This is a genomic window from Streptomyces maremycinicus, from assembly GCF_001184025.1.
GTDB classification, from domain to species: Bacteria; Actinomycetota; Actinomycetes; order Streptomycetales; family Streptomycetaceae; genus Streptomyces; species Streptomyces maremycinicus.
On record NZ_BBYG01000012.1, the window covers coordinates 356706 to 381540 of the forward strand.

Here is a 24835-nt window from a genome sequence, read left to right on the forward strand (position 1 = left end):
GGGGCTAGCGCACCCAGCCCGTGAAGCTCTGTCCGAGGGCCTGGGTCTTCTCCGTCGTGCGCGGCTGCCGGGGGCCGCCGTCGACCGCGGCCGACACGGCGCGCACCAGCCACGCGTTGACCGACAGGCCCTCGCGGGCCGCGGCCTCCTCGGCGCGGGCCTTGAGGTGGGCCGGCAGCCGCAGGTTGACGCGGGCGGTGCCGCCCTCGTCGCCCTCGGCCGGGGTCTTGACGGGCTCGGCGGGCGCGGTCGGCTCCGTGGGGGCGCCGCCGTCGCCGGGCGGAAGGGTCACCACGAAGTGGGGGTCGAGCCCACGCAGCCGTACGTCGACCGAGCCCGGGGCGAGATCGCGGGTGATCTCGTCCGTCGCGGCGGACAGCACATGGAGCATGGTCAGCCGGGTCGCCGACTCCAGCGGGGCGGTGAGCCGCTCCGCCAGCTCGCGGGCTTCGTCCCCGCCGGCTTCGGCGGCCACCGCGAGTTCGCGGCGGAGGGTGTCGACATACGGGGTGAGGTCCATGACGCCATCATGGCACCACTATGGCGTCATGTGCAAGCGGCTGGGTGACATCTTCGGGTGGTCGGTCACGATTAACACTCTGACCTGCGAGAATGTGATGGTGCCTGGCGGGGCGACTGTGGCGCCATGGGTGACAGGGCGCCGTTGGTGGCACCTGATGGCACCTGGTGGTGCCAGGTGGTGCCAGGTGGTGCCAGGTGATGCTGGGCGGTGTCGCGTGGTGCCAAGTGATGCCACGTGGTGCCCGCCGGCGCTTCGCAGTCCACAGGTCGTTCCCACGCCTGTGACAGGCCCGCCTCCTAGCTTCGCCGCCATGACGGGAAACTCAGGAAACACAGAAAACACAGCCGGTGCCGAGAACGACCAGCAGGGTCCCCGGCACAAGCGCGATCTGACCCGGCGCAAGGTGGTCGTCGCCGGTGCGGGCGCGGCCGTGGCCGTCGGGGCGGGCGGGGCGCTCGCCGCCGGTGCCTTCGCCGGGGAGAAGGGCACGAACAAACCGAAGGCCGGCGCTTCCGCCAGTGCCGGTGAGGCCTGCTACAAGCTCACCTCCGAGACCACCGAGGGCCCGTACTACATCGACGCGGACAAGATCCGCCAGGACATCACCGAGGACAAGGAGGGCATCCCGCTCACCCTCGCCCTCAAGGTGATCGACTCCGAGACCTGCAAGCCCCTCGCGAACGCGGCCGTCGACATCTGGCACTGCGACGCGCTCGGCATCTACTCCGGTTACGAGAGCCTCTCCACCGGCGGTGGCGGCGGCGCTCCCACCGACGCGCCGTCCGGCACCCCGACCGGTACGCCGACCGACGTGCCGACCGGCACCCCGACCGGCGAGCCGCCGGCCGGTGGCGGCGGTGGCGGGCACGCGGAGCCCACCGACGACGAGCGCTACCTGCGGGGCACCTGGAAGACCGACCGGCAGGGACGCGTCACCTTCAAGACGATCTTCCCGGGCTGGTACCGCGGCCGCACGGTGCACATCCACACCAAGGTGCACGTCAACGGCGAGTGGACCGACGCCGGTTACGAGGGTGGCAACACCTGTCACACCGGTCAGTTCTTCCTGGACGAGGAGTCCGTGCTCGCCTCGGCCGAGGTGGAGCCGTACTCCACCAGCACCACCGAGCGCACCACCCTCACCGAGGACACGATCTACGACCAGAGCGGCGTCCAGGGCGGTCTGCTCACGCTGAAGTACGACAAGAAGAACATCGCCAAGGGTGTCGTGGGTTCGATCACGATGGGCGTCGAGCCCGACGCCACCCACGAGGGCACCGACGACGCCGTCCAGCCGGGCTCGTCCGCGACGGCGTCCGCCCAGGCGTCGGCCTCCGCGAGCTGATCCGGGCGGTGTGAGGGGGCGGGGGCGGCGTACCGCGCGGGCGCCTCACTCGTCCGGTGACGCCCCCTCCTCCAGCAGCCGCTCCGCGATGTCCGTCGACCAGCTCTGGGCCCACGCGCGCAGGTCCGTGAGCTGGTCCTCGGTCAGGCCGTACGCCGTGAACGCCGAGTCCGGGTAGTGGTCCGTGCCCGTCAGCCGGGTCTGGAGGGTGGGCAGGTCGAAGTCGTCACGGGCATGACGGCGGGCCAGTTCCTCCAGGTCGGGATGGGTGAAGCGGGCCGAGGCCGCCCGCGCGTCGATCAGGTCGACGGCCAGTCCGCGGTCGTAGAGCGCCCGGACCTTGGTGCCCACCGCGTCGGGCAGGGAGAGCGCCGGACCGTACGGGGTCGGGACGGGCGGGCTCCAGAAGGTTTCCTTGTGCAGGGCCAACCGGAGGACCGTGTCCGCGCCGCGGTCCAGCACGGCCAGGTGCGCGGACAGCGGATCCGTGTCACGGACCGTCGCCCCGTAGCCGCCCCGGGAGGTGAGCGCCGCGCCCAGCGCCTCGGCGAGCCGGGGCATCGGCTCTGCGCTCTCCGTCGCCAAGTCCACGTTCGCGTGCGGGCGTTGGAGCAGTTCGTGCGCCTGGAGCGCGTAGCCGCCCGCCAGGGCCCAGGGGGCGCCGGAGGCGGCCACGTCGAAGACCTCGGCGAGGAGCCGGAGGTGGGGTTCGAGAAGGTCCACCGAGTAGTCGTACCAGGTGCGGTGACCCTCGGCGGGGAGCACTCCCCCCGGGTCGGATCACCCAGCCCGGTCCGTACCCGCCCGGCAGGACGGAGCTCTGCCGGGGGAGGCGCGGACGGGGGCGCTACTTCGCCACGAACTGCGTGAGGATCGCCTGCACCTCGTAGATGTCGACGCCCTTGGTGAACGTCTTCTGGATCGGCACGGACGAACCGGACACCCAGATCTTCAGCTCGGCGTCCAGGTCGAAGGTCCCGGCGGTCTCCACGGCGAAGTGCGTGATGCTGCGGTACGGAATCGAGTGGTACTCGGTCTTCTTGCCGGTGATTCCCTGCTTGTCGACGAGGATCAGCCGGCGGTCCGTGAACAGGATGGTGTCGCGGATCAGCAGGAAGGCGGCCTGCACATGCTCGCCCTGGCCCAGCAGCCGGGCGTAGTCCTGCTGCGCCTGCGCAGGGTCGATCGGGTGCGCGTTGCCGAAGAGTGCCATGGAATTCCCCCAGTTGACGATGACGCCGGTCGTGGTGCGGTGATCCCTCCCCGCCGGAGGTGATCCCGCTCCGGAGGGGGTGAGACCGCTCCGGAGGGGTTGATCGCCCCCGATGCGCACCTTAGGGGGCGGACCGGGACATCGTGAAGGCGTTCGCCCGGGGGGCGGAGGGGGCCGTGAAAAAAAAGTCCCCCTCCGGCGGCAACTCTTCGCGCGGTGGCGACCACTGACAGGACGTAAGTCCGCTCCTCCCCGTAAGGATCCCCCGTGGCAGCTCCCTCCCACCGCCGGTCCCTCCGCTCGCGCCGTGTCCTCGTCGTCTCCGCCGCCGCCGTGGCCGCGGCCGTCGGCGCCGGTGTCGTCGTGATGAACGCGAACGCCGGGACCGTCGACCTGTACCACCAGACGCTCGCCGCGAAGGACGGCTGGGCCGCCTCCGGCACGGGCACCACCGGGGGCACCAAGGCCGACGCCGCGCACACCTTCACCGTCTCCACCCGCGCCCAACTGGTGAAGGCACTGGGTTCCGCCTCCGACACCACCCCCCGGATCATCAAGATCAAGGGCACGATCGACGCCAACACGGACGACGCGGGCAAGAAGCTGACCTGCGCCGACTACGCGTCGGGCACCGGCTACTCGCTCTCGGCCTATCTGAAGGCGTACGACCCCTCGTCCTACGGCACGTCGAAGCTGCCGTCCGGGACCCAGGAGAAGGCCCGCGCGGCCGCCCAGACCAAGCAGGCGAAGAACATCGTCTTCAAGGTGCCGGCCAACACGAGCATCGTGGGGGTGCCGGGCACGGCCGCCGGGATCTCCGGGGGCATGCTCCAGATCCAGAACGTGGACAACGTCGTCGTCCGCAACCTGACCTTCGCCGCCACCGAGGACTGCTTCCCGCAGTGGGACCCGACCGACGGCGACGACGGCAACTGGAACTCCAACTACGACTCCGTCACCCTGCGCGGGGCGACCCATGTGTGGGCCGACCACAACACGTTCACCGACGCGCCCCACCTCGACAGTGCCAACCCCGAGTACTACGGCCGCGAGTACCAGATCCACGACGGCGCCCTGGACATCACCAAGAGCTCGGACCTGGTGACCGTCTCGCGCAACCAGTTCACCAACCACGACAAGACGATGCTGATCGGCAGCAGCGACAGCGAGCCCGGCGGCAAGCTGCGCGTGTCGATCCACCACAACATCTGGAAGGGCATCGTCCAGCGCGCCCCGCTGGCCCGGGTCGGCCAGGTGCACATCTACAACAACTACTACGACGTCACGACCCTCAACGGCTACGCGACGCAGTACAGCATCAACGCGCGCGCCAAGGCCCAGGTCGTCGCCGAGGACAACTACTGGAAGGTCCCGGCCGGCGGCAAGGTCGCCAAGCTGCTGAGCGGTGACGGCACCGGCGCGGTCAAGGGCTCCGGCAACCTGGTCAACGGCACGGTCACCGATGTCGTCGCCGCGTACAACGCCGCCTCGTCGAAGGACCTGAAGACCACGGTCAACTGGACCCCGGCCCTCACCTCGGGTCTGGAGACGTCGGCGAAGAACCTGCCCACGACCCTCGCGACGACCACGGGCGCGAGCGTCCTGAAGTAACACCCCAGGACACGCGAGGGCCGGGTGACCACGAGCCCCCGGCCCTCGCGTTCACCAGCCCTCAGGCGTCGTCAGGCGTCGGCACGTATGGCCGGGCGTCGGCACGCGTGGCCGGCCCTCGTCACGTGTCGTACGTGCCGTCCCACGGCTCGGCGAAGGCCAGGCGGTCCGGGTAGAGCTCCGCCCAGGTCTCCGGGACGCCGTCCTCGTCCTTGTCCTCACGGATCACCAGGCCGAACAGCACACCCTCGTGGGTGATGCGGAAGGGGCGCACGGCGATGTCCGTGTAGGACCGGCGGGGCAGGCTGCGCAGGAGGGTCGCCAGGCGGACGCGGGCCCGGTTGAGGACCGAGTCGTCGCCGTGCGGGTCGCGCTGCTGCTCCGCCCAGGTGCCGGCACACCAGATGTCCGAGTCGCGGTAGGTGCCGTCCGCGTCGAAGGTGTGCAGCACGGTGTAGAGGCGCTTGTGCTCTTCCCAGCCGTCGTCGAGACGGAACCCTTCGGGGAAGGCGTACGTGACCGACGCGAGGAACTGGCCGTCCGCGTACCGTCCGATGGACTCGGTGCGGTGCTTCGGCTCGTAGGCGATCGGGATGACGTTGGGGACTGCCATGGCGGAAACCATACGGCTTGGCGGGAACATGCCCGAGTCGGGGGAACCCCCCAGGGCTCGTCCGCTGTCTTCCGACCGGGGTCCCGGGAAACTCCTCGTTTCCCGGGACCCCGTGGTCGGCCTTCGACGCGCTACGCGGTCGGCTTCTCCTCCAGGCGCGGGAAGAGGACCGCGCCCTTGGTGACCGTCGTACCGGCCGGGAGGATGCCCCAGGTGCCGGCCTCCTGCACCCGCTGGTCGGCGAGGGCACCCAGGGCCGCCTCGGCGCCCAGCGAGTCCCAGAGCTTCTGGGAGGTGTCCGGCATGACCGGGTTCAGCAGGACGGCGACGGCGCGCAGGGACTCCGCGGCGGTGTAGAGGATGGTCGCGAGACGGGCCCGGCCCTCGGCCGAGTCGTCCTTCGCGACCTTCCACGGCTCCTGCTCCGTGATGTAGCCGTTGACCTGCTTGACGAAGTCGAACACGGCCAGGATGCCGCCCTGGAAGTCCAGCTCCTCGCCGATCTTCCGGTCGGCCACCGCGACCGCGGTCGCCAGACCGTCGTGCAGCGCCTTCTCGGCCTCGCTGTCGGCGGCGGCCTCGGGCAGGACACCGCCGAAGTACTTGCCGACCATCGCGGCCACCCGGGACGCGAGGTTGCCGTAGTCGTTCGCCAGCTCGCTCGTGTAGCGGGCGGAGAAGTCCTCCCACGAGAACGAACCGTCCTGGCCGAAGGCGATGGCGCGCAGGAAGTACCAGCGGTACGCGTCCACGCCGAAGTGCGAGGTCAGGTCCTGCGGCTTGATGCCGGTCAGGTTCGACTTCGACATCTTCTCGCCGCCGACCATCAGCCAGCCGTTCGCGGCGATCTTCCCGGGCAGCGGGAGGCCCTGCGCCATCAGCATCGCGGGCCAGATCACCGCGTGGAAGCGCAGGATGTCCTTGCCGACCAGGTGGACGTCGGCCGGGAAGGTCTCTTCGAACTTCTGCTGGTTCTCGTTGTACCCGACCGCCGTGGCGTAGTTCAGCAGCGCGTCGACCCACACGTAGATCACGTGCTTCTGGTCCCACGGGATCGGGATGCCCCAGTCGAAGGTGGAGCGCGAGATGGACAGGTCCTGGAGGCCCTGTCGGACGAAGTTCACGACCTCGTTGCGCGCGGACTCCGGCTGGATGAAGCCCGGGTTCGCCTCGTAGAGGGCGAGGAGCTTGTCGCCGTACTCGCTCAGCTTGAAGAAGTAGTTCTCCTCGCTGAGGATCTCCACGGGCTTCTTGTGGATCGGGCACAGCTTCTGACCTGCGAAGTCGCCCTCGCCGTCGAGCAGCTCGCCCGGGAGCTTGTACTCCTCGCAGCCGACGCAGTACGGGCCCTCGTAGCCGCCCTTGTAGATCTCGCCCTTGTCGTACAGATCCTGCACGAATTCCTGGACGCGGTCGGTGTGCCGCTGCTGCGTGGTGCGGATGAAGTCGTCGTTCGCGATCTCCAGGTGCTCCCACAGGGGGCGCCAGGCCTCGTCGACGAGCTTGTCGGCCCACTGCTGCGGGCTGACGCCGTTCGCCTCCGCGGTGCGCATGATCTTCTGACCGTGCTCGTCCGTGCCGGTGAGGTACCACACCTTCTCGCCACGCTGGCGGTGCCAGCGGGTGAGCACGTCGCCTGCGACGGTCGTGTAGGCGTGGCCCAGGTGAGGAGCGTCGTTGACGTAGTAAATGGGGGTGGAGACGTAGAACGCCTTGCCACCCTGCTTCTCGGTTCCAGTGGCCGCCATGCCCGAAATCCTACTGGGCCCGCGAAGATCCACTCACATGCGTTTCGGGGGGTGGACGTGACGCTCCACCCCCCGACGGGGGGCTACGGGCGCCAGCCGGCCAGTACGCCCTCGTAGAGCTCGGCGTCCGTCAGCTCGCGCGGGGCCGGGCCCGCGTGGAAGAAGGACGTGTTGGGGGTCTTCAGCTTGCGGAGGTAGTCGAAGGCCTTGTTGTCGGGCTCTCCGAAGGCGACGAAGGAGAAGAAGACGGCGGGGTGGTTCTTGGCCGCGTCGGTGAGGGACTGGGTGGCCGGGGTCTTCGCGTCCGGGGCGCCGTCCGTCTGGAACACCACCAGGGCGGGGGTGTCCGCGGCCTCCTTCTCGTGGTGCGCGAGGACGGCTTCGACTGCCGCGTGGTAGCTGGTACGGCCCATGCGGCCGAGCCCTGCGTGCAGGTCGTCGATCTTGTTCTCGTGGTCGGTGAGGGTCAGCTCGCCGGTGCCGTCCAGTTCGGTGGAGAAGAAGACGACGTGGACCTTGGACTCGGGGTCGAGGTGGGCGGCGAGGGCGAGGGTCTGCTCGGCGAGGGCCTGGGCGGAGCCGTCCTTGTAGTACGGGCGCATGCTCGCGGAGCGGTCCAGCACGAGGTAGAGCTTCGCTCGGGTGCCGGTGAGGTTGGTTGTCTCCAGGGTGGTGGCCGCGGCGGCGTAGGCGGTGGCGAGGCCGGCGGGGAGGGTCGGGGTGGGGAGGGCCGGGGTGGGGGTGTCGTCCTCGACTTCGTCCTCGGCTTCGCCTTCGGCCGAGTCGTTCCCACCCGCACCACCCGTGCGGCTTTCGTCGTCGGCCGCGAGTGGCCCCTGTGCGGCGTCCTCGCCGTCGGCGGCCTCAGGCTCGTCGGCCTCGGCCTCGTCGGCCTTCGCCGTCGGCTCGGCCTGCGGCGCGGGGGCAGCGGCGGCCTCGGGATTCGCCTCGGCCTCGGGCTGGGTGTCGTCCTCGGCTTCGCCTTCGGCCGAGTCGTTCCCACCCGCACCACCCGTGCGGTTTTCGTCGTCGGCCGCGAGTGGCCCCTGTGCGGCGTCCTCGCCGTCGGCGGCCTCAGGCTCGTCGGTTTCCGTCTTCGCCTCGTCCTCGGGCGCAGTGGCCTCGGGCTTCGCATCGGCCTGCGTCGCGGGCGCCTCGGCCTCGGCCTCGTCGGCCTCCGCCGTCGGCTCGTCGGCTACAGCCGCCGGCGCGGGCTCCGGTGCGGTCTCGTGCTCGTCGGCCGTTCCCGGTGCGGGCTCCTCCGCCACGGGCTCGGTCTCCGGCTGCGGGGTCTCCTCGATCGTCGGCGTGGGCTCCTCGGCCACCGCCTCGACCTTCGGCTCGTCGACTTCGGCCTCGGTCTCGGCCTCGGTCTTCGCTTCGGCCGTCGGCTCGTCGGCCTCGGCCTCCGCCTTCGCGGGCGCGTCGGCCTCGGTCTCCGCCTTCGCGGGTGCCTCCGACTCGGTCTCCGCTGGAGCTTCCGCCGCCGGTGCCTCGGTCTCAGCCTCGGTTTCCGCCTCCGCCGGCGCGTCAGCCTCGGTTTCCGCCTCCGCCGGCGCGTCAGCCTCGGTTTCCGCCTCCGCCGGCGCGTCAGCCTCGGCTTCCGCCTCCGCCGGCGCGTCAGCCTCGGCTTCCGCCTTCGCGGGCGCGTCAGCCTCTGCCGGAGCAACCGACTCCGCCGGAGCAACCGTCTCCGCCGCAGCAGCCGTCTCCGGCGCAGCAGCCGCCTCCGGCGTTTCCTTCTCCGGCGTCGGTGTTGTCGCTTCTGGTGGGAGGGTTTCTGTCGACTGGGTCGGCTTGGGGACCGTTACGTTGTCGAAGGCCGCCGAGACGAGGTCGTGTTCGTTCGGGGAGGCCGGGCGCGGGTCCGGGACCTGGGCCGTGGGGGTGGCCCTCGGGGTGGGTTCGGGGGAGGGGGAAGGGACCGTCGGCTCGGGGGCCGGGGTCGGCTCGGGGGCCGACGTGGGGGTGGCCCCGGTCGGCTCCTGGTGCCCCTCCTCGGAGGCGGTCTGTTCCTGCGAAGGAACCTGTTCCGCACCCTCTGCCTCGGCGGCCCGCTCTTTGCGTGACCGTCCGAACGCGTTCCGCAGGAGAGTGAGAATGCCCATGTGCGCAACCCTTCGCGTGAGTTGAAGCCCGTAAATCCCTGGCCAGGACGGACACGTAAGGTTAGCGGCCCCGGATGGTGATCTTGGGCAGGGGTGAGTGTAAGGAACCCAGGTGTGTCAATACCGCCTCGGACCCCCCTCAGCGCAAGTCCAACACCCTTGTGGCTGCCGGGGCTTCACTCTCCGTTCACCCTGCGTCAGCACCTCCGCACATACGTGCCCCTAACGTCACGGTCACACCAAGGGCACGCAAGGGGAGATTAAAGGTGCGCAAGCTTCTGCCGCTGATCGGAACGCCGTCCCAGTCCCATCCCGGCGGACGCTCCGCCATGACCTGCCGCTTCCGGTGTGGTGACGCCTGCTTCCACGAGGTGCCCAACACCAGCGACAACCCCTACGTCGGTGAGGTCATCGCGGGGGCGATCGGCCGTCGCGCGCTGGTGCGCGCCGCCGCGGTCGTCACCGTCGCGGCCGCCGCCGGGACCGCGGGGGCGGCCGGTGCGCCGCCCGCCGCGGCCGCGCCGGTGCGGGAGTCCGGGAAGCCCGCCGGGAAGCCGGCCGCCAGGGCCGCCCGCGGGCTGCGGTACAGCTCCGTCGCGCCCAACACCGCCGACGCCGTCACCGTTCCGGACGGGTACGCGCAGAATGTGGTCATCCGGTGGGGCGAGCCGATCCTGCGCGGGGCTCCCGCCTTCGACCCGGAGAAGCAGACCGCCGCCGCCCAGGCCGGGCAGTTCGGCTACAACAACGACTTCCTGGCGCTGCTGCCCATCCCGGGCGAGTGCGACCGGCAGCTGCTCGTCGCCAACCACGAGTACACCGACGAAGTGCTGATGTTCCGCGGCTACGACGCGGCCAACCCCACCCGGCAGCAGGTCGAGATCGCCTGGGCGGCGCACGGGCTGGGTGTCGTCGTGGTGGCGGAGGACCGGCGGACCGGCAAGCTCACCGCCGTGCCCCGGCACCACCTCAACCGGCGGGTCACCGCCACCACCGAGTTCCGGCTCACCGGCCCCGCCGCCGGTTCCGACCTGCTGAAGACCTCCGCCGACCCGACCGGCACCAAGGTGCTCGGCACGCTCAACAACTGCTCCGGCGGCACCACGCCGTGGGGCACCACGCTGCACGGCGAGGAGAACTTCAACCAGTACTTCGCCAACAGCGGCCGGGCCACGGACAAGCGGTACGGGATCGGGACCGGCGCGAGCGAGCGCAAGTGGGAGCGGTTCGACAAGCGCTTCGACGTCGCCCAGGAGCCGAACGAGGTGCACCGCTTCGGGTACGTCGTCGAGCTCGACCCGTACGACCCGGACTCCACGCCCCGCAAGCACACCGCCCTCGGCCGGTTCAAGCACGAGGCCGCGACCGTGCGGCTGACCGAGGACGGGCGGCCGGTCGTCTACACCGGTGACGACGAGCGCTTCGACTACTTCTACAAGTTCGTCGGCAGCAAGCGGATGAAGAAGGGGTCGAGCCGGGCCGTCCGCGAGCACAACCTGTCGCTGCTCGACGAGGGCACGCTCTACGTCGCCCGGCTCACCGGCGACTCCCCCGCGATCGAGATCGACGGCACCGGCAAGCTGCCCGCCGACGGCGAGTTCGACGGCAACGGCGAGTGGATCCCGCTCGCCACCGCCACCGCCGAGGGAGCCGTCTCGCACGTCGAGGGGATGAGCGCCGAGGAGGTCTTCGTCTTCACCCGCCTCGCCGGTGACAAGGTCGGCGCGACGAAGATGGACCGGCCCGAGGACATCCAGCCCTCGCCCGTCACCGGCAAGGTGTACGTCGCGCTCACCAACAACACCAACCGCGGTGTCGGCGCGAACGCCAAGGCGGACGAGGCCAACCCGCGCAACGCCAACAAGCACGGGCACATCCTGGAGCTGACCGAGCGGCGGGGCCGTCCCGAGAGCACCGCCTTCGCATGGTCGCTGTTCCTCGTCGCCGGTGACCCGGAGGACCCGGCGACCTACTTCGCGGGCTTCCCGAAGGACGACGTCAGCCCGATCTCCTGCCCGGACAACGTGGCCTTCGACCCGCACGGCAACCTGTGGATCTCCACCGACGGCAGCCAGCTCGGCTCGCACGACGGTCTGTTCGGCGTCGCGACGCGCGGCTCGCGGCGCGGTGAGCTGAAGCAGTTCCTGACCGTGCCGACCGGGGCGGAGACGTGCGGCCCGATCGTCCAGGACCGGCGGGTGCTCGTCGCCGTGCAGCATCCGGGCGAGATCGACGGCGCGACGGTGGAGAAGCCGGCGAGCACCTGGCCGGACGGCCCCGGCAAGATCGTCCGCCCGGCCGTCGTGGCCGTCTGGCGCAAGGACGGCCGCGACATCGGGGTCTAGGCACCCCTGCACCCCTGCACCCCGTGCACCCCTGCACCCCGTGCACGCCGGTCCGGTGGTCCGGGCGTCCCGGTCAGGCGGCCGTGTGCGGTGAGGCGATCGCTCTCGCCGCCGCGACCTCCTGGCGCAGGGGCTCCAGGACGCTGCCGGGCGGGCCGGTCAGGTCGGTGCGGACCGGATAGAGCACGTCCGTGTCGCGCAGGCCGTCGGCCAGTTCCCGCAGCTGGAACGTGACATGGCCGACCTCCCGCTCCGACGGCGGCCCGGCTCCGTGTTTCACCCGGACCCGGGCCGCCGTCGTCGCGTCCACGATGCGTTCGACGGCGACGACCAGCGGCCACCAGGCCGCGGCCCGGCGTCCGGTGGGCGGGGGCTCGGTCAGGGCGCGCTGGAACTCCGTGCGGATGACGGACAGGTCGCGGTAGAGACGGCGGCGCATCCGGGCCCGGGCGGCGGGGTCGACGGCCGGGCCGAAGGCCGCGTCGACATAGCGGGCGGTGTCCGCGACGGCGTCCGCCAACCGGTCGCCGACCCTGGTGTGCCAGCTCTCCGGCCAGAGCAGGTAGCCCGCCACGAGCGCGATGCCGCAGCCGATCAGCGAGTCCACCAGACGGGGGAGCAGCAGTGCCGTGCCCTGGTGGTTGAGGATGTCCGACAGCAGCAGGATCACCGGGGTGATCGCCGCGGTCTGGTAGCCGTATCCGCGGGGTGTCAGGGCCGGGATCAGCGGGGCCAGCAACAGCATCGTCGGGACGTCCCACCAGCCGCGCGGCACCTGGGACAGCACCGCCGCCGCGACCACCAGGCCGGCCACGGTGCCGAGCGCCCGCAGCAGCGCCCGTGAGAACACCGAGCCGAAGTCGGGCTTCATCACGAAGGTGATCGTCAGGGCCACCCAGTACGAGCGGGGCACCGGGACGATCGAGACCAGCACCTGGGCGAGGCCGATGCACAGGGCCAGCCGCAGGCCGTAGCGCCAGGACGCGGCGGAGAGGGCGACGTCGCGGGTGGCGCGGGCGGCCCGGACCCGCAGGGCGGCCGGACGGCCGAGCCGGTCGTCGATGCCCCGGGGGTCGGGATCGGGGGCGGCCACCACCTCGGCGGCGTGCCGCAGGGCGTGGTCGACGGCGCGGGCGGTCTCGGAGGCGGGGGCGGGCAGCCGGAGTCCTATCGGTCCGCTGAAGCCGGTCTCGACCGCCCGCGCGAGGTGGAGTACGGCCTCGGGGACCTCGGCCGGGAGCGGACGGCCGCTCAGATGGGCCGCGGGGGCCGCCTCCACCACCGGGGTGACGGCGTTCAGCTCGGCGACCAGCCGGGTCAGTTCGGGGCTGCGGCCGTGCTGTCCCGTGCGCCGCGCGAGGACCAGGTCGTAGGACTGGTTGAGGGACTGGGTGACGGTGTGCCGGGCGTCCTCGTACGCGCCGGGGACCGTGCTGCCGCAGGCGGCCAGCAGATCGGCGACCGCGCGGTAGGCGGCGGCGACCGCCGTGCGTTCCGGTACCCCGGAGCGCAGCGGCCAGGCCAGCAGGGCGAGGAGGAGCACGAGCAGCCCGCCGCCGGTCATCAGGGCCGGCGCCAGCCACCACGCACCCGGCATGGCGAGTCCCGCCCCCACCACGGAGTTGAGCAGGAGCAGCAGTCCGGACACGGACGCCACGGCTCCGATGGTCGAGATCATCCCGGAGACCAGCGCCACGCCGGTGACGGCGGCCACCGCGAGCCATCCGTGCCCGTACACGGCTGCGCCCAGGGTGACGCCCACCGCCCCGAAGAGCTGCGGGATCGCGATGTTCATGATCCGCATGCGGTAGGCGTCGGCGGTGTCGCCGATGACTCCGGACAGGGCGCCCATGGAGGCGAGCGCGCCGTACGCGGGCTGTCCCACGGCGAGGCCGATCAGCAGCGGCAGGGTCATGGCGAGCGCGGCGCGGGCGACGGCGGGCCGGTTGACGGCGGACGGCTGCGACCGGAGGTTCCGCACCAGCCAGTCGGGAGGGGTGAGACCGGTGGGGAACTGGCGGGACATGCGCCCATTATCGGGGACCTGTCGATCCGGTCCCGCGGGAGGTCACACCCCGGTCGTCGCCAGGAACTCCGCCAGCACCCGGTTGAACTCGTCCGCCCGCTCCAGGTTCGGCAGGTGGGCCGCGCGCTCGACGATCCGCAGCGCGGAGTGCGGGATCGCCGCGTGCATCGCCTCCGCGTCGGACACCGGGGTGTACTCGTCGTCCTCGCCGACCACGATCAGGGCGGGGACACCGCCGCGGGCCAGCAGGGGCCGGTAGTCGGGGCGTTCGGCCCGGCCGCGCAGTGCGGCGGCGGCGCCCTCGGGAGACGTCGACGTCATCATGCGGTGGACGTGGGCCTTGACCTCGGGGTCCGCGTACGGGGCGACCATCTTCTCCAGGACCTCGTCGGCGTAGCCCCGCAGGCCCTCCGCGAGCAGCCGGTCGGCCATCGCGTTGCGCTCCAGTCGGCCGCCGGGGGTCTCCGGTGCCGGGAAGGTGTCGGCGAGGACCAGGCCACGGACGCGGTCCGGGAACTGCCGGTAGAGGTCCATCGCGATCTGGCCGCCCATCGACAGCCCGGCCAGGACGAAGGCCTCCACCTCCAGTTCGTCCAGGAGCGCGGCGATGTCCCGGGCGAAGTCGGAGAGCAGCGTGGTGCCGGGGACCACCGGGGACGCGCCGTAGCCGCGCAGGTCGGGGGCGATCACCCGGCGGGTGGGGGCGAACGCCTCGATCTGCGGGGCCCACATGGTGCGGTCGAAGGGGTGGCCGTGGACGAGGACGAGGGGGAGCGCCGGGGGCGTATCCGCTCCTTTGTCCTCGTATGCGAGGAAGGGTGCCATGGCAGCGACGGTAGGCCGGGCCGACTGCTCGGTGCAATAAGATCTTTGCCCTCGGTGCAATCCCGGACAGGGCCGCGGTGGGGGTACGGCCGGCGGGTAGGCGAGGGTGCACCGAGGGACACGGGACGACGAGGGAGGGTTGCGGAGACACCATGGCCGACTTCCGTCTCATCGCCGACCGCATCGCCGGCGACATCGCCGCCGGCCGGCTGCGTCCTGGCCAACAGCTGCCCCCGCAGAGGTGGTTCGCCCGGCGGCACCGCATCGCGCCCTCGACGGCCGGACGGGTCTACGGCGAACTCGTGCGGCGCGGGCTGGTGGTGGGCGAGGTCGGGCGCGGCACCTTCGTGCGGGCGGCGCCCGCCGTAGGGCAGGGACGGGCGCTCATCGAGGCGGCCACCTCCGCACCCGTCAACCTCGAGCTCAACTACCCGTCGGCCGCCGGGCAATCGGAGCTGATCGCGGCCTCCCTCGCGCCGCTGCTGCGGGCCGACGTGCTGACGGAGGCGATGCGTCCGGGCGCCGCCGACGGGACCGCGGCCGCCCGTGAGAGCGCCGCCCGGCTCCTGGCCCTGCCGGGCTGGCGGCCGGACCCCGCACAGCTGCTGTTCACCGGCAACGCCCGGCAGGCCATCGCCGCCGCCCTCGCCTCCCTGGTCCGGCCGGGCGGCCGGGTCGGGGTGGAGGAGCTGACCTATCCGCTGGTCAAGGAGATCGCCGGACGGCTCGGGGTGGTGCTCGTCCCGCTCGCGGGCGACGCGGAAGGGATACGGCCCGACGCCCTCGCCGCCGCCCACCGCGCGGCGCCGCTCTCCGCTCTCTACCTTCAGCCGACGCTCCACAACCCGACGTCCTCGACCATGGGCGAACGGCGGCGGGGTGAGCTGGGCCGCCTGGTCGTCGCGTGGGGGCTGCCGGTCGTCGAGGACCGCGTCTGGTCCTTCCTCCGGCCGGACGCCGCCGCGTTCGCCGCGCACGCCCCCGGGCTCACCCACGTCGTCGACGGGCTGTCCAAACGGGTCGCGCCGGGCCTCACCGTCGGTTTTCTCGTCGTCCCCCCGGACCGGGTGGAGGCCGTGGGAGCCGCGGTGCGGTCCGGCGGGTGGAGCGCGGGACGGTTCGCGCTGGAGGCGGCCGTGCGGTGGACGGGGGACGGGCTGGTGCGCCGGCTCGTCGAGGAGAAGCGGGCGGACGCCGCCCGGCGCCAGACGATCCTCACCCGGAAGCTCATCGAGAACCTCGCCGACGGGGGCACGGTACGGACCGATCCGTGTGCCTGCTTCGCCTGGTGGGAGCTGCCCGCGCCCTGGCGGGCCGACACCTTCACCGCCGCTGCCGCCGCGCACGGCATCGCCGTGACCCCGGGGACCGCGTTCGCCGTCGACCCGCACCGCACCCCGGACGCGGTCAGACTCGGACTCGCGTCGGCTCCGGAGGGGGAGCTGGCACGGGCGCTGCGCACGCTCGCCGGCGTCGCAGCAGCCGGACCGCCGGGGAGGGCCGACGGATGAGCCAGGTGGCCGCGGCCACCGTCAGGCCCAGCGCGAGCAGCAGCCAGGAGGCTGTCCGCAGGGTCGCGGTGAGGGCGTCGTACACCGCGCCCGCGGCCGGGCGGTGGGCCGCGTCGGGGAGGTCGGAGAGGGTCAGACGGCGGGCGATCGCGACCGCCAACCCCAGCAACGCGCCGCCCAGGGCGGTGCCGAGGGCCGTCGCCGTGACCGCCCGGCGGCGGGAGACCGCCACCGAGACACCGGCCACCGCGAACACGACGGCTGCCAGGGGCAGCCAGAAACCGGCTACGTCCAGCACGTGGTAGCCCTTCCGGAGAGCGGCCAGTCCGGCCGGCGGGAGGAGTGCGACCCGGGTGTGCTCCACCGGCACGCGGTCGGCGAACGGCACGTGGTCGGCGGCCAGTCGGGCCTTGAGCGGGGAGGTGACGGTGGCGAGGTCCACGGTCACCGGGTGGGAGTCGCGGTCGGCGCTGTCGTCGTTCAGCGCTCTCATCACGGCCGTGTGGGCCGCCTCGTTGCCCGCGTCCCACGCCGTCTGGTAGGCCCGGGTCGCGGTGAAGGAGCGGACGGCGTCCCGCAGGAAGAGCGGGTTCATCCCGGCCTCGCGTGCCACTCCGTCACCCACCGTGTCCGCGACGGCGTTCCGTACGGCGGGGTCGGCGGCCAGCGGCGCCATCGTGGCGACATAGCCGCGGGTGTCGGTGAGGCCGTACGCCGCCCAGGCCGCGAGCGCGCCGAACGGCACGAGCAGGCAGGACAGCGCGACGAGGACGGCCGCGAGGGCGGTCCGCAGGCTTGGGGACACCCTTCCAGGCAACGGGCTGCGGGCGGGGAACGCGAGCCCATGACGGCCGTCCGGGTGGCGGCCCGTGGAGCCCTCGCGGTGCTCTCCGGTGGAGGGTTCACCCGAACGGGTGTTTCCTGGTTCTGGGGAGAAGGAGGTCGATCATGCGCACCACTTTGGCCCTGCGGACCCTGGCCGCGGCCCTGCTCACCGGCGGCACCCTCGCCGGTTCGGCACTGGGAACCACGGCGGCCGCGGCCTCTCCGACCAGCGGCGGCGATGGCAACGACTCGATCCGGGGCACCGTCGTCTCCCGCTCCGAGCTGAGTGTGCGACAGGAACCCACCACCCGCTCGCCCGTCGTCGCGGTGCTCGCGTCCGGCAGCCACGACCGTGTGCAGTGCAGGGTCAAGGGCCAGAGCGTCAACGGCGACCCGGACTGGTACTGGCTCTTCGGCGCCCAGGGCTGGGCGAGCGCCGCCTTCGTGGACACCGGCGGCGCGCGGGTGCCCGACTGCGCCGACCCGTGCCCGCGGTGGAAGGACGGCGACTGGACCAACTGGGACGACCCGTTCACCGACAGCTCGTTCGGCGTCTCGGCCTCCGGGACGTTCAGTTTCTCCGGCTCCTGGAGCTTCAGCGTCGGCGGAACGTCAGATACCTCGTCGGGTGACTGGGAGTGGGTCCCGGTCGGCCGGTGAGTGGAGGGATGAGGGAAGGCACGGGCCCCGGCGTCACCACGCCGGGGCCCGTGCGCGTCCTTGTGCGGACGCCGCCGGTGGGCGGATCAGCGGATACGGTGTCCCGCCGCGTCCTCTCGCGTGTAGTAGCGGTAGAACAGCGTCACGAAGACGCCCGCCGAGACGGCCAGGGACATCCCCACGGAACGCAGCGCGGTGGCGCCGCTCTGGCTGTAGACGAAGCCGAAGGCGCAGCCGGCGAACGCCGTCCACAGCACGGCGTGCACTTCGCGCCGCATGCGTGGGGCCAGGGCGTGGATGCCCATCCACAGGGCCGCGAACACGAACGCGCTCACGAAGCCGAGCAGCAGGTTCCAGCCGGTGATGGGGCCTCCGGACCGGTTGTTGGCCGCGACCCAGTAGCCGTAGACGAGTCCCAGTGCCACGGGCGTCGCCCACTCCGCGGCCCGGTGGGTCCGTTCGCTGAAGACGTCGGGTGTACGGGACCGTGCGGACGGTGCCGTTACGCCTGACGCGGGTGCCGCATGAGCCATGAGAGGACTCCTCTCTCCTCGCCCCCGCCTTCCAGGGCACACCTGGGCGGCGACGGCGGCAAGTCGGTGGCGGAACCGGCGGCGGGCCGGTGGCACCGGTTCCGTCCGCGGTCCCGTCCCCGCCCGCGGGCCCGGGTTCCCGGATGCGGGCGCTGCCCGCCCGTGTTTCGCTGACCTCATGGAGTCCGGCGGTCACGGCCTGCTCGACCGCTATCCGCGGGCCCGGCGCCGGGACGTCCTCCAGCGGCATCAGCTGCTCCAGATCCGGGGCCGCAGCGTCACCTGGCTGGTGCCCCTGGTGATGCTCGTCGCCATCTCCTACGCCGACTACAACACCACCGGCGAGTTCCGCATCGTCTCCTGGTGCGTCTTCGTCGCCGCCATCGCCGCCGCGCTGTGCGGGGTGTGGACGACGGCGCTCTTCGCGGCGCTGGCCCTGCTCACCTACGTGACCAGCGACGCCGCCTGGCCGTCCGAGTACCGGGAGGGCGCCGCCGACTTCGTGCTGGTGCTCGTCGGCGGGGTGCTGTCCGTGCTCGCCGCGTCGGTCCGGGTGCGCGGCGAGCGGCGGATGGTGCACATGATGAACATCGCCGAGACGACCCGTCGTACGGTGCTGCGTCCGCTGCCGCCGCACTGGGGAGGCCTCGACCACGCGGCGGTCTACCTGGCCGCCGACGCCGAGGCCCGGGTGGGCGGCGACTTCTACGACATCCAGCCCGGTCCGCACGGCACCCGGGTCCTGCTCGGCGACGTACAGGGCAAGGGGCTGGGCGCGGTGGAGGCGGCCGCCGCGCTGCTCGGCACCTTCCGCGAGGCCGCGTACCACGAGGCGGATCTGGCGACGGTGGCCGGCCGGCTGGAGACCCGGATGCGGCGGCACCGCGCGCACACCGCGGCCCTCGGGTGGGCGGACGGCGACCGGTTCGCCACCGCCGTGCTGATCGGGTTCCCCGGGCCCGTGGGCGGGGTGGACGGGGAGAGCGGGCCGGCCGTGGGAGAGCCGGGGGTGGTCGAGATCGTCGGGTTCGGGCACGAGCCGACGCTCGCGGTCGGCGGGACCGAGGGCGTGCGGGTCCTGCCGAACGGCGAGGGGCTCCCGCTGGGCCTCGGGGAGCTGGTCGCGCCGGTGGACGGGCCCGCGCCGGTGCTGCGGGTGGCCGTGGCCGCCGGGGAGACGCTGCTGCTGGTCACCGACGGGGTGACCGAGGCACGGGACGCCGCCGGTGAGTTCTACCCGCTGGCCGAGGAGGTCGCGGCGGCCCTCGCCCGCGAGCCGCGCACGGCCGAACCGGCCCGGCTGGTGGCCTTCGTACGGGACGGCACGCTGCGGCACTGCCGGGGACGTCTCGCCGACGACACCACGGTCTTCGCGGTGCGTCCCGCGCCGTCCGCGCCGTCATCCACGCCGGGATCGCCCGGGTGGCCCGGGTGGCCCGGGTCGCCGGGGTCGCCGGGGTCGCCGTGGCCGTCGGGGCCGTCGGGGCCGGTGTCCGGTGACGACCCCGCAGGGGGACGTTCGCAGGGCTGAGGCCCCCCTTCGCACCCGCAGCGGTTACGGTGCTGACGTAAGTGATCGACAGGGGAGGGGACCATGCGGGAGGGGACCATGCCCGGAACCGTGCTGCTGCTCGCGGCCTCGCCCATGGGCAAGGGGTGTCTGGTGGACGCGGCCTCCGTGCTCCCCGTCCTCGCGGCCGTGCCGCCTCCCGTGCTGGCCGGCACCGACACCGCGAACGTCGTCGAACTCGCCGATCCGCTGGATCCGCAGGCCGTGCTCACCCGGCTGCGGGCCGCCGCCGTGGCCCCCGGGCCGCTCACCCTCTTCGTCACGGGCCAGCTTCAGCTCGACCGGCGGCAGCGGCTGCCGCACCTGGCGCTGGCCCGAACGACGCCCCCGACCGTGCGGTACACGGGGTTCCCCTGGCACTGGTTCCGGGAGGAACTGCGGCTGCGGGCGCCCGGTGCCACGACGCTGGTCCTCGACCTGCGCGCGGACCCCGAGACCTGGGACTGGCTGCGGGGCAACGCCCTGGACTGCGGGCCCGCGGTGGCCGTCTACGGGCGGATCGCGCCGCCGCCGGGCCGCCGGGTCGTCGCCGCGCCCTCGTACATGAGGGCGGTCGCGACCATACTGCGCAGCGGGGGTCGTCCGGCGATCGGGCGCCTGCACCAGGCGGCCCTGGCCCGCATCGCGGGCGACGGAGAGGTGGGCGACCTGGTCTTCACCCCGTCCGCCGGTCACGCCACCCCGGCCCCTGTCGCCCCCTCCCCCGCACCCCTCACCTGGGCACCGCCACCCGCCCCCGTCCCGTCCGACACCCCGTCCGCCCCGGACACGCCCCTCACCCCGCCGCCACCGACCCCGCCCGCCGCACCGCCCGCATCGCTCCCGTCCGGCCCGCTCGCCGCACCGCCCCTGTCCGGCCCGCCCGTCGCAGCGGAGGAGTCCCTCCTCCCGGCCGTGCCGGTCGCGTCCGGCCTGCCCGTCGCGGCGGGCGCGCCGCTCGCGGTGGCGGTGACCGCCGCGTCCGACGTCCGCGCAGTGCCGGGTGCGTCGCGCGTCCCGGCCGTGCCCGGCGCCCGTGGGGCGGCCGGTGTCCCGGGCGCGCCGCTCGCGGTGGCCGTGCCCGGTGCTCGTGGCGCATCCGGTGTGCCGCACGCCCCGGCCGTGTCCGCCGATCCGCACGTCGCCATCTCCGGCGCGGTGCGGGACGGGCGGCACGCCGAGGCGGATGTGCTGGCGGCGCGGCTCGAGGACGAGGCCGCCGCCTCGTGCGGGGCCGGGTCCGAGGAGGCGTTGCACTGGGGCGAGGTGCGGGCGGATCTGGCGATGTTCGCGGGCGACGCCGAGCGCAGTTGCCGTACCTGGATGGCGGTCGCCGTGGCCCGGCTGGAGGCCGGGCAGCCGGTCGACGCGCCCGCCGTCGAGGCGGCGGTCGACCGGGCGCACCACCAGTGGGGACGGATCCCCGACGCGTCGCGGGCCCGCGCGCTGGGCCCCGAGATCGCGCGGCTGCGCGGCCGGGTCCCGGGCCGGCGCGAGGGCGCGCTGGACCACGTCCGCCGGCAGCTGCGTCAGCTTCAGACCCAGAGCTGAGCCCCCGCGGGACGGGCGACAGCCCTAGGGGGTGTCTGACACATGCCCGCGGCGTCGCGGCGTCCGGCACGCACGCTCGCCGCGTTGCCGAAACACCCACGTGGCTCCGCCACGAGGGCGCTCCGGCGCCTTGCGATCGCACGGACCGGACGCCGCTCCTCCACCCGCGCTCATGTGCCAGACACCCCCTAGCGGCGCTCCGACGTCTCGTGGCGGGCCGTCGGGGCGGTCGGTCCGGCGTCCGTCGCTCTCGCGGGGCCCGCGTTGGCCGCGGCGATCAGGGCCGTCACGGCCAGGACCGCCGCGGCGACGGCCCTGACATAGGGCGCGGAAGGTCGTGCGGATGTGCGTCCGGGCACGGCTACCTCGCAACGTCGGCGACTGCGATACTCACGTCAGCCAGCTATTAAGCATGCTTAACTCGCCGTTTAACCTAGGGGCTGAGATAGTCCAACGGCAAGAGGCACAGGCGCAGTTGGGGGAGCCGGGCGTGGGAGAGCGGGACGAACCGGAGGTCGTCGGTCGCCGGGTGCAGCGGTTGCGGGTCGAACGGGGTCTGACACAGCGGCAGTTGGCCGAGCCGACGTACACTCCCGCCTATGTCTCCACACTGGAGGCCGGCCGGGTGCGGCCCTCCGACGAGGCGCTCAAGCACATCGCCGAGCGGCTCGGCGTCGACTTCGACGAGCTGGCGACCGGCCGGCCCGCCCGCCTCGTCACCGATCTGCGGCTGCGCCTCACCGAGGCCCAGCGCGCGCTGGCCACCGGCGCGGCCGAGGACGCGGCCCTCCAGTACACCGGGCTGCTCGCGGAGGCGCAGGAGCACGGGCTGGCGGAGGAGCAGGCCACCGCGCTTCTCGGCCTCGGGGAGTGCGGGATCGACACGGGGGACCTGGACACCGCCCTGCGCTGCTTCGAGCGGGCCGAGGCGGCGCTCGCGCACGCGCCGCTCCCCGCCCGCGTCCCCGCGCTGCGCGGCCGCGCCGTCGCGCACTACCTCACCGGTGAACTGCGCTACGCGGTCTACCTGCTGGAGTCGACCCTCGACGAGCTGAACCGGGGCGGGCTGCACGACCCCGACGCGCTGCTCCTGCTCTACGCGTCCGTCATCGGCCCCTACATGGACATGGGCGCCCAGGCCCGCGCCGCGCAGGCCGCCGAGTTCGCCCTCGCCCTCGCGCCCCAGGCGGGCGACCCCGCCCTGGTCGCCCGTATGCACCGGTCCGTCGCCCGGACCCTGCTCGCCGAGGGCCGCCTCGCGGAGGCCGACGCCTCCCTGGCCAAGGCGTCCGAGCTCTACCGCCAGCTCCAGCTCCGTACCGAACTCGCCAACTGCCACTGGATGCGCGGCTACGTCTATGCCCAGAACGGCGAGCTGGAGCGTGCCGAGGACGAGCTGAAGCAGGCCCAGGCCATGCTCTCCGCGCAGCGCGCGGCGCTCTACAGCAGCCAGGTCGCCGTGGAGCTGGCCGACGTCCTGCACCGGCGGGGCAAGTCGGCGGAGGCCGCCGCGCTGCTGCACACCGTCCTCGGGGATCTGTCGCCCGAGCGGGGCGCCGTGCACTCCGCGGGGGCGCACCGGCTGCTCGGGATCATCGCCGAGGACGCGCGGGACACGGAGGCGGCGGAGGAGCACTACGTGCGCGCGCTCAGTCTGCTGGAGCGGGCGGGGGCGGCGGGGGACCTCGCCGATCTGTGCCGGATGCTCGGGGATCTGCTGCGGCGTACGGGGCGGGTGGAGGCGGCGCTCGACGCGTACCGCACGGGGCTCGGACACCGTACGGCGCCGGGGACGACGACCCTGGGGCCGGCGCCCGCGCAGCCGCCGCTGTAGTCACAGCGTTCTCCTGGGAAAGCGGCCGGTCGGGCACAGCCGCCACCGCTAGCTTGCTGGGCGTGCAGAATCAACGGACTGTGGCCGACGGCCTGCGGGTCGTCGTGCGGGCGTCCGTGTACGCCGTGCTCGGCGGCGCCGCGCTGGTCGCCATCGCGACCGTCGTGTCGGTCCTCGGGCCGCTCCTCGCGCTCGACCTCTACACCCCGCCGGTGGCCGCCTGGTGGACGGTGTTCACCGCCGTCGCCGTGCAGGGGGTGCCCTTCCTGCTGCTCGGGACGGTCGTCTCGGCGGCGATCGGCGCGTTCGTGCCGGACCGGGTGTTCCGGCGGCTCCTGCCGCGCAACCCCGCGCTCGCCGTGCCGGTCGCGGGTCTGGCCGGGGTCGTGCTGCCCGGCTGCGAGTGCGCCTCCGTGCCGGTGGCCGGGAGCCTGATGCGGCGCGGGGTGGCCCCGGCGGCCGCCCTCGCCTTCCTGCTGTCCGCACCCGCGATCAATCCGGTCGTGCTCGTCGCGACCTCCATCGCCTTTCCCGGGCAGCCGGAGATGGTCCTGGCCCGGCTGCTCGCCTCGCTCGGCACCGCCGTCGTGATGGGCTGGCTCTGGGCGCGGTTCGGCAAGGAGAAGTGGCTGCGGCTGCCCGGGCGGGGGGCCGCCTCGGCGGCCGCCACCGGACCCCGCGCCTTCCTCACCGGGCTCCAGCACGACTTCCTGCACGCGGGCGGCTTCCTGGTGCTGGGCGCTGCGGCCGCGGCGACCTTCAACATCGCCGTCCCGCGCTCGGTCCTCGACCTCTTCACCGGGTCGCCCTGGCTCGCGGTGCCGCTGCTGGCCGTACTGGCCGTCGTGCTGTGCGTGTGCAGCGAGGCCGATGCCTTCGTCGCCGCCTCCCTGAGCGCCTTCCCGCCCACCGCGCGGCTGGCGTTCATGGTGGTCGGCCCGATGGTGGACCTCAAGCTGCTCGCCCTCCAGGCGGGCACCTTCGGCCGGTCCTTCGCCGTGCGGTTCGCGTCGTCGACCTGGGTGGTGGCCGTGGCCGCCAGCGTCCTCGTGGGGTGGTGGCTGCTGTGAGGCGGTACGGACCGGCGGCGCTGCTCCTCCTGACGGGCGGCGCGGTCCTGCGGATCACCCTCTTCGGCGATCTGTACCTGCGCTATGTGCAGGCCGGCCTGCGCCCCTACCTGATCGTGTCCGGGGTCGCGCTGGTGCTGCTGGGCGTCGTGACGGCGGTCCTGCACCACCGCCCGCCCGGCCCTCACGAGGACGGCCCTCACGAGGACGGCGATCACGAGGACGGCGATCACGGGGACGGCGATCACGGGGACGGCGGGCGCGGGGACGGCGGGCATGGGGGCGGCGCCCGTGGTGGGGACGGCGATCACGAGCTCGGCGATCACGAAGGCGGTGACCGTGCGGAGGACGGTGTTCACCGAGGCGGTGGGGGACACGAGGGGCACTCCCACGGGCCCGCCGGGCCCCGGGTAGCCTGGCTGCTCACCCTCCCCGCGCTCGCCCTCCTCCTCTTCCCGCCGCCGGCCCTCGGCTCCTACAGCGCCGGCCGCGAGGCCGCCCAGCGGGCCGCGCAGGGCGTCGGCAGCTTCCCCGCGCTCCCGGCCGGGAACCCGGTCGAGCTGACCGTCGCCGAGTTCAGCTCACGCGCGATCTACGACAGCGGACGTTCGCTGTCGGGCCGTACCGTCCGCATGACCGGCTTCGTCACCCATGGCGACGACGGCACGTGGTACGTCACCCGCCTCCTCGTCACCTGCTGCGCCGCCGACGCCACCACCGGCAAGGTCGAGATCCGGGACGCGGACGACGACGTCCTGCCCGCCGACACCTGGGTCACCGTCACCGGCACCTGGCGGCCGAAGGGCAGCCTCGGCTCCGACGCCGCCTGGCCGCCGGCCCTGGACGCGGCCACGGTCACGCGGGTGAAGCAGCCCGCGGATCCGTACGAGAAGGCGTAGCCGCGCAGGTTCTCCCGGTGGGCGAGGGGTACCCGGCGGACCACGA

General features: G+C 73.1%; 21 protein-coding genes. 10 read left to right on the plus strand and 11 right to left on the minus strand.

The window, feature by feature from the left end; genetic code table 11:
- Nucleotides 1–4: 4 nt before the first annotated feature.
- Nucleotides 5–520 (minus strand): toxin-antitoxin system HicB family antitoxin, encoded by a 516-nt coding sequence (locus tag AOQ37_RS14700; protein ID WP_062644935.1) that lies wholly within the window; start codon nt 518–520, stop codon nt 5–7.
- Nucleotides 521–833: 313 nt separating this feature from the next.
- On the opposite strand from AOQ37_RS14700, the gene AOQ37_RS14705 reads away from it, so the two are divergent.
- Nucleotides 834–1868 carry a dioxygenase family protein gene (locus tag AOQ37_RS14705; protein ID WP_062644936.1) on the plus strand — a complete coding sequence of 345 codons (1035 nt, stop codon included), beginning with the start codon at nt 834–836 and terminating at the stop codon, nt 1866–1868.
- Nucleotides 1869–1913: 45 nt separating this feature from the next.
- On the opposite strand, the gene AOQ37_RS14710 is transcribed toward AOQ37_RS14705, so the two are convergent.
- Nucleotides 1914–2591, minus strand: coding sequence for a hypothetical protein (locus AOQ37_RS14710; protein WP_062645132.1), 678 nt, complete (start codon nt 2589–2591; stop codon nt 1914–1916).
- 124 nt (nt 2592–2715) lie between these two features.
- Nucleotides 2716–3081 (minus strand): PH domain-containing protein, encoded by a 366-nt coding sequence (locus AOQ37_RS14715; protein ID WP_062644937.1) that lies wholly within the window; start codon nt 3079–3081, stop codon nt 2716–2718.
- A gap of 267 nt (nt 3082–3348) precedes the next feature.
- On the opposite strand from AOQ37_RS14715, the gene AOQ37_RS14720 reads away from it, so the two are divergent.
- Entirely contained in the window at nt 3349–4692 is a 1344-nt protein-coding gene (locus AOQ37_RS14720; RefSeq protein WP_062644938.1) for a pectate lyase family protein, read from the plus strand.
- A 121-nt stretch (nt 4693–4813) separates the two neighbouring features.
- On the opposite strand, the gene AOQ37_RS14725 is transcribed toward AOQ37_RS14720, so the two are convergent.
- From AOQ37_RS14725 to AOQ37_RS14735, 3 genes are all read right to left on the minus strand, one after another.
- On the minus strand, nt 4814–5305 hold the full coding sequence (locus tag AOQ37_RS14725; protein WP_062644939.1) for a hypothetical protein: 492 nt from the start codon (nt 5303–5305) through the stop codon (nt 4814–4816).
- A 131-nt stretch (nt 5306–5436) separates the two neighbouring features.
- Entirely contained in the window at nt 5437–7053 is a 1617-nt protein-coding gene (gene metG / locus AOQ37_RS14730; protein ID WP_062644940.1) for a methionine--tRNA ligase, read from the minus strand.
- Nucleotides 7054–7136: 83 nt separating this feature from the next.
- Complete coding sequence (locus AOQ37_RS14735) at nt 7137–9161, minus strand: VWA domain-containing protein (RefSeq protein WP_062644941.1); 2025 nt, start codon at nt 9159–9161, stop codon at nt 7137–7139.
- 266 nt (nt 9162–9427) lie between these two features.
- Here AOQ37_RS14735 and AOQ37_RS14740 point away from each other — a divergent pair, with 266 nt between their 5' ends.
- On the plus strand, nt 9428–11506 hold the full coding sequence (locus AOQ37_RS14740) for a PhoX family protein (RefSeq protein WP_062644942.1): 2079 nt from the start codon (nt 9428–9430) through the stop codon (nt 11504–11506).
- A gap of 73 nt (nt 11507–11579) precedes the next feature.
- Here the strand turns inward: AOQ37_RS14740 and AOQ37_RS14745 are convergent, their stop codons facing one another.
- A complete protein-coding gene (locus AOQ37_RS14745; protein ID WP_062644943.1) occupies nt 11580–13532 on the minus strand; it encodes an FUSC family protein in 1953 nt (650 codons plus the stop codon).
- 42 nt (nt 13533–13574) lie between these two features.
- A complete protein-coding gene (locus tag AOQ37_RS14750) occupies nt 13575–14357 on the minus strand; it encodes an alpha/beta fold hydrolase (protein ID WP_062644944.1) in 783 nt (260 codons plus the stop codon).
- 152 nt (nt 14358–14509) lie between these two features.
- Here AOQ37_RS14750 and AOQ37_RS14755 point away from each other — a divergent pair, with 152 nt between their 5' ends.
- On the plus strand, nt 14510–15868 hold the full coding sequence (locus tag AOQ37_RS14755) for an aminotransferase-like domain-containing protein (RefSeq protein WP_062644945.1): 1359 nt from the start codon (nt 14510–14512) through the stop codon (nt 15866–15868).
- Here AOQ37_RS14755 and AOQ37_RS14760 read toward each other — a convergent pair.
- Entirely contained in the window at nt 15765–16673 is a 909-nt protein-coding gene (locus AOQ37_RS14760; protein ID WP_062644946.1) for a hypothetical protein, read from the minus strand. The genes AOQ37_RS14755 and AOQ37_RS14760 overlap by 104 nt on opposite strands.
- 143 nt (nt 16674–16816) lie before the next feature.
- On the opposite strand from AOQ37_RS14760, the gene AOQ37_RS14765 reads away from it, so the two are divergent.
- Entirely contained in the window at nt 16817–17353 is a 537-nt protein-coding gene (locus AOQ37_RS14765; protein ID WP_062644947.1) for a hypothetical protein, read from the plus strand.
- An 86-nt stretch (nt 17354–17439) separates the two neighbouring features.
- Here the strand turns inward: AOQ37_RS14765 and AOQ37_RS14770 are convergent, their stop codons facing one another.
- A complete protein-coding gene (locus AOQ37_RS14770) occupies nt 17440–17886 on the minus strand; it encodes a hypothetical protein (protein ID WP_078890180.1) in 447 nt (148 codons plus the stop codon).
- Between the two features lie 178 nt (nt 17887–18064).
- On the opposite strand from AOQ37_RS14770, the gene AOQ37_RS14775 reads away from it, so the two are divergent.
- A complete protein-coding gene (locus AOQ37_RS14775) occupies nt 18065–19417 on the plus strand; it encodes a PP2C family protein-serine/threonine phosphatase (protein ID WP_078890181.1) in 1353 nt (450 codons plus the stop codon).
- 78 nt (nt 19418–19495) lie between these two features.
- The gene (locus AOQ37_RS14780; protein WP_062645133.1) at nt 19496–20986 is read left to right on the plus strand and encodes a hypothetical protein; all 1491 of its coding nucleotides are present in this window, start codon (nt 19496–19498) and stop codon (nt 20984–20986) included.
- 188 nt (nt 20987–21174) lie between these two features.
- Here the strand turns inward: AOQ37_RS14780 and AOQ37_RS40845 are convergent, their stop codons facing one another.
- Nucleotides 21175–21345 carry a hypothetical protein gene (locus AOQ37_RS40845; RefSeq protein WP_199825008.1) on the minus strand — a complete coding sequence of 57 codons (171 nt, stop codon included), beginning with the start codon at nt 21343–21345 and terminating at the stop codon, nt 21175–21177.
- Between the two features lie 131 nt (nt 21346–21476).
- On the opposite strand from AOQ37_RS40845, the gene AOQ37_RS14785 reads away from it, so the two are divergent.
- The 3 genes from AOQ37_RS14785 to AOQ37_RS14795 all read left to right on the plus strand — a co-directional run bounded on the left by AOQ37_RS14785 (nt 21477) and on the right by AOQ37_RS14795 (nt 24789).
- Nucleotides 21477–22820, plus strand: coding sequence for a helix-turn-helix domain-containing protein (locus AOQ37_RS14785; RefSeq protein ID WP_062644949.1), 1344 nt, complete (start codon nt 21477–21479; stop codon nt 22818–22820).
- 62 nt (nt 22821–22882) lie between these two features.
- Nucleotides 22883–23890: a permease gene (locus AOQ37_RS14790; RefSeq protein ID WP_078890196.1), complete on the plus strand. Its 1008-nt coding sequence runs from the start codon at nt 22883–22885 to the stop codon at nt 23888–23890.
- A complete protein-coding gene (locus tag AOQ37_RS14795) occupies nt 23887–24789 on the plus strand; it encodes a TIGR03943 family putative permease subunit (RefSeq protein WP_062644950.1) in 903 nt (300 codons plus the stop codon). The genes AOQ37_RS14790 and AOQ37_RS14795 overlap by 4 nt, the downstream gene beginning before the upstream one ends.
- Nucleotides 24790–24835: the final 46 nt, after the last annotated feature.

What these genes read in the sequence shown, in the direction of transcription:
- AOQ37_RS14700 (WP_062644935.1), bottom strand. Translation starts at nt 520, where the DNA reads ATGGACCTCACCCCGTATGTCGACACCCTCCGCCGCGAACTCGCGGTG.
- AOQ37_RS14705 (WP_062644936.1), top strand. Translation starts at nt 834, where the DNA reads ATGACGGGAAACTCAGGAAACACAGAAAACACAGCCGGTGCCGAGAAC.
- AOQ37_RS14715 (WP_062644937.1), bottom strand. Translation starts at nt 3,081, where the DNA reads ATGGCACTCTTCGGCAACGCGCACCCGATCGACCCTGCGCAGGCGCAG.
- AOQ37_RS14725 (WP_062644939.1), bottom strand. Translation starts at nt 5,305, where the DNA reads ATGGCAGTCCCCAACGTCATCCCGATCGCCTACGAGCCGAAGCACCGC.
- metG (WP_062644940.1), bottom strand. Translation starts at nt 7,053, where the DNA reads ATGGCGGCCACTGGAACCGAGAAGCAGGGTGGCAAGGCGTTCTACGTC.
- AOQ37_RS14735 (WP_062644941.1), bottom strand. Translation starts at nt 9,161, where the DNA reads ATGGGCATTCTCACTCTCCTGCGGAACGCGTTCGGACGGTCACGCAAA.
- AOQ37_RS14745 (WP_062644943.1), bottom strand. Translation starts at nt 13,532, where the DNA reads ATGTCCCGCCAGTTCCCCACCGGTCTCACCCCTCCCGACTGGCTGGTG.
- AOQ37_RS14750 (WP_062644944.1), bottom strand. Translation starts at nt 14,357, where the DNA reads ATGGCACCCTTCCTCGCATACGAGGACAAAGGAGCGGATACGCCCCCG.
- AOQ37_RS14755 (WP_062644945.1), top strand. Translation starts at nt 14,510, where the DNA reads ATGGCCGACTTCCGTCTCATCGCCGACCGCATCGCCGGCGACATCGCC.
- AOQ37_RS14765 (WP_062644947.1), top strand. Translation starts at nt 16,817, where the DNA reads ATGCGCACCACTTTGGCCCTGCGGACCCTGGCCGCGGCCCTGCTCACC.
- AOQ37_RS14770 (WP_078890180.1), bottom strand. Translation starts at nt 17,886, where the DNA reads ATGGCTCATGCGGCACCCGCGTCAGGCGTAACGGCACCGTCCGCACGG.
- AOQ37_RS14775 (WP_078890181.1), top strand. Translation starts at nt 18,065, where the DNA reads ATGGAGTCCGGCGGTCACGGCCTGCTCGACCGCTATCCGCGGGCCCGG.
- AOQ37_RS14780 (WP_062645133.1), top strand. Translation starts at nt 19,496, where the DNA reads ATGCCCGGAACCGTGCTGCTGCTCGCGGCCTCGCCCATGGGCAAGGGG.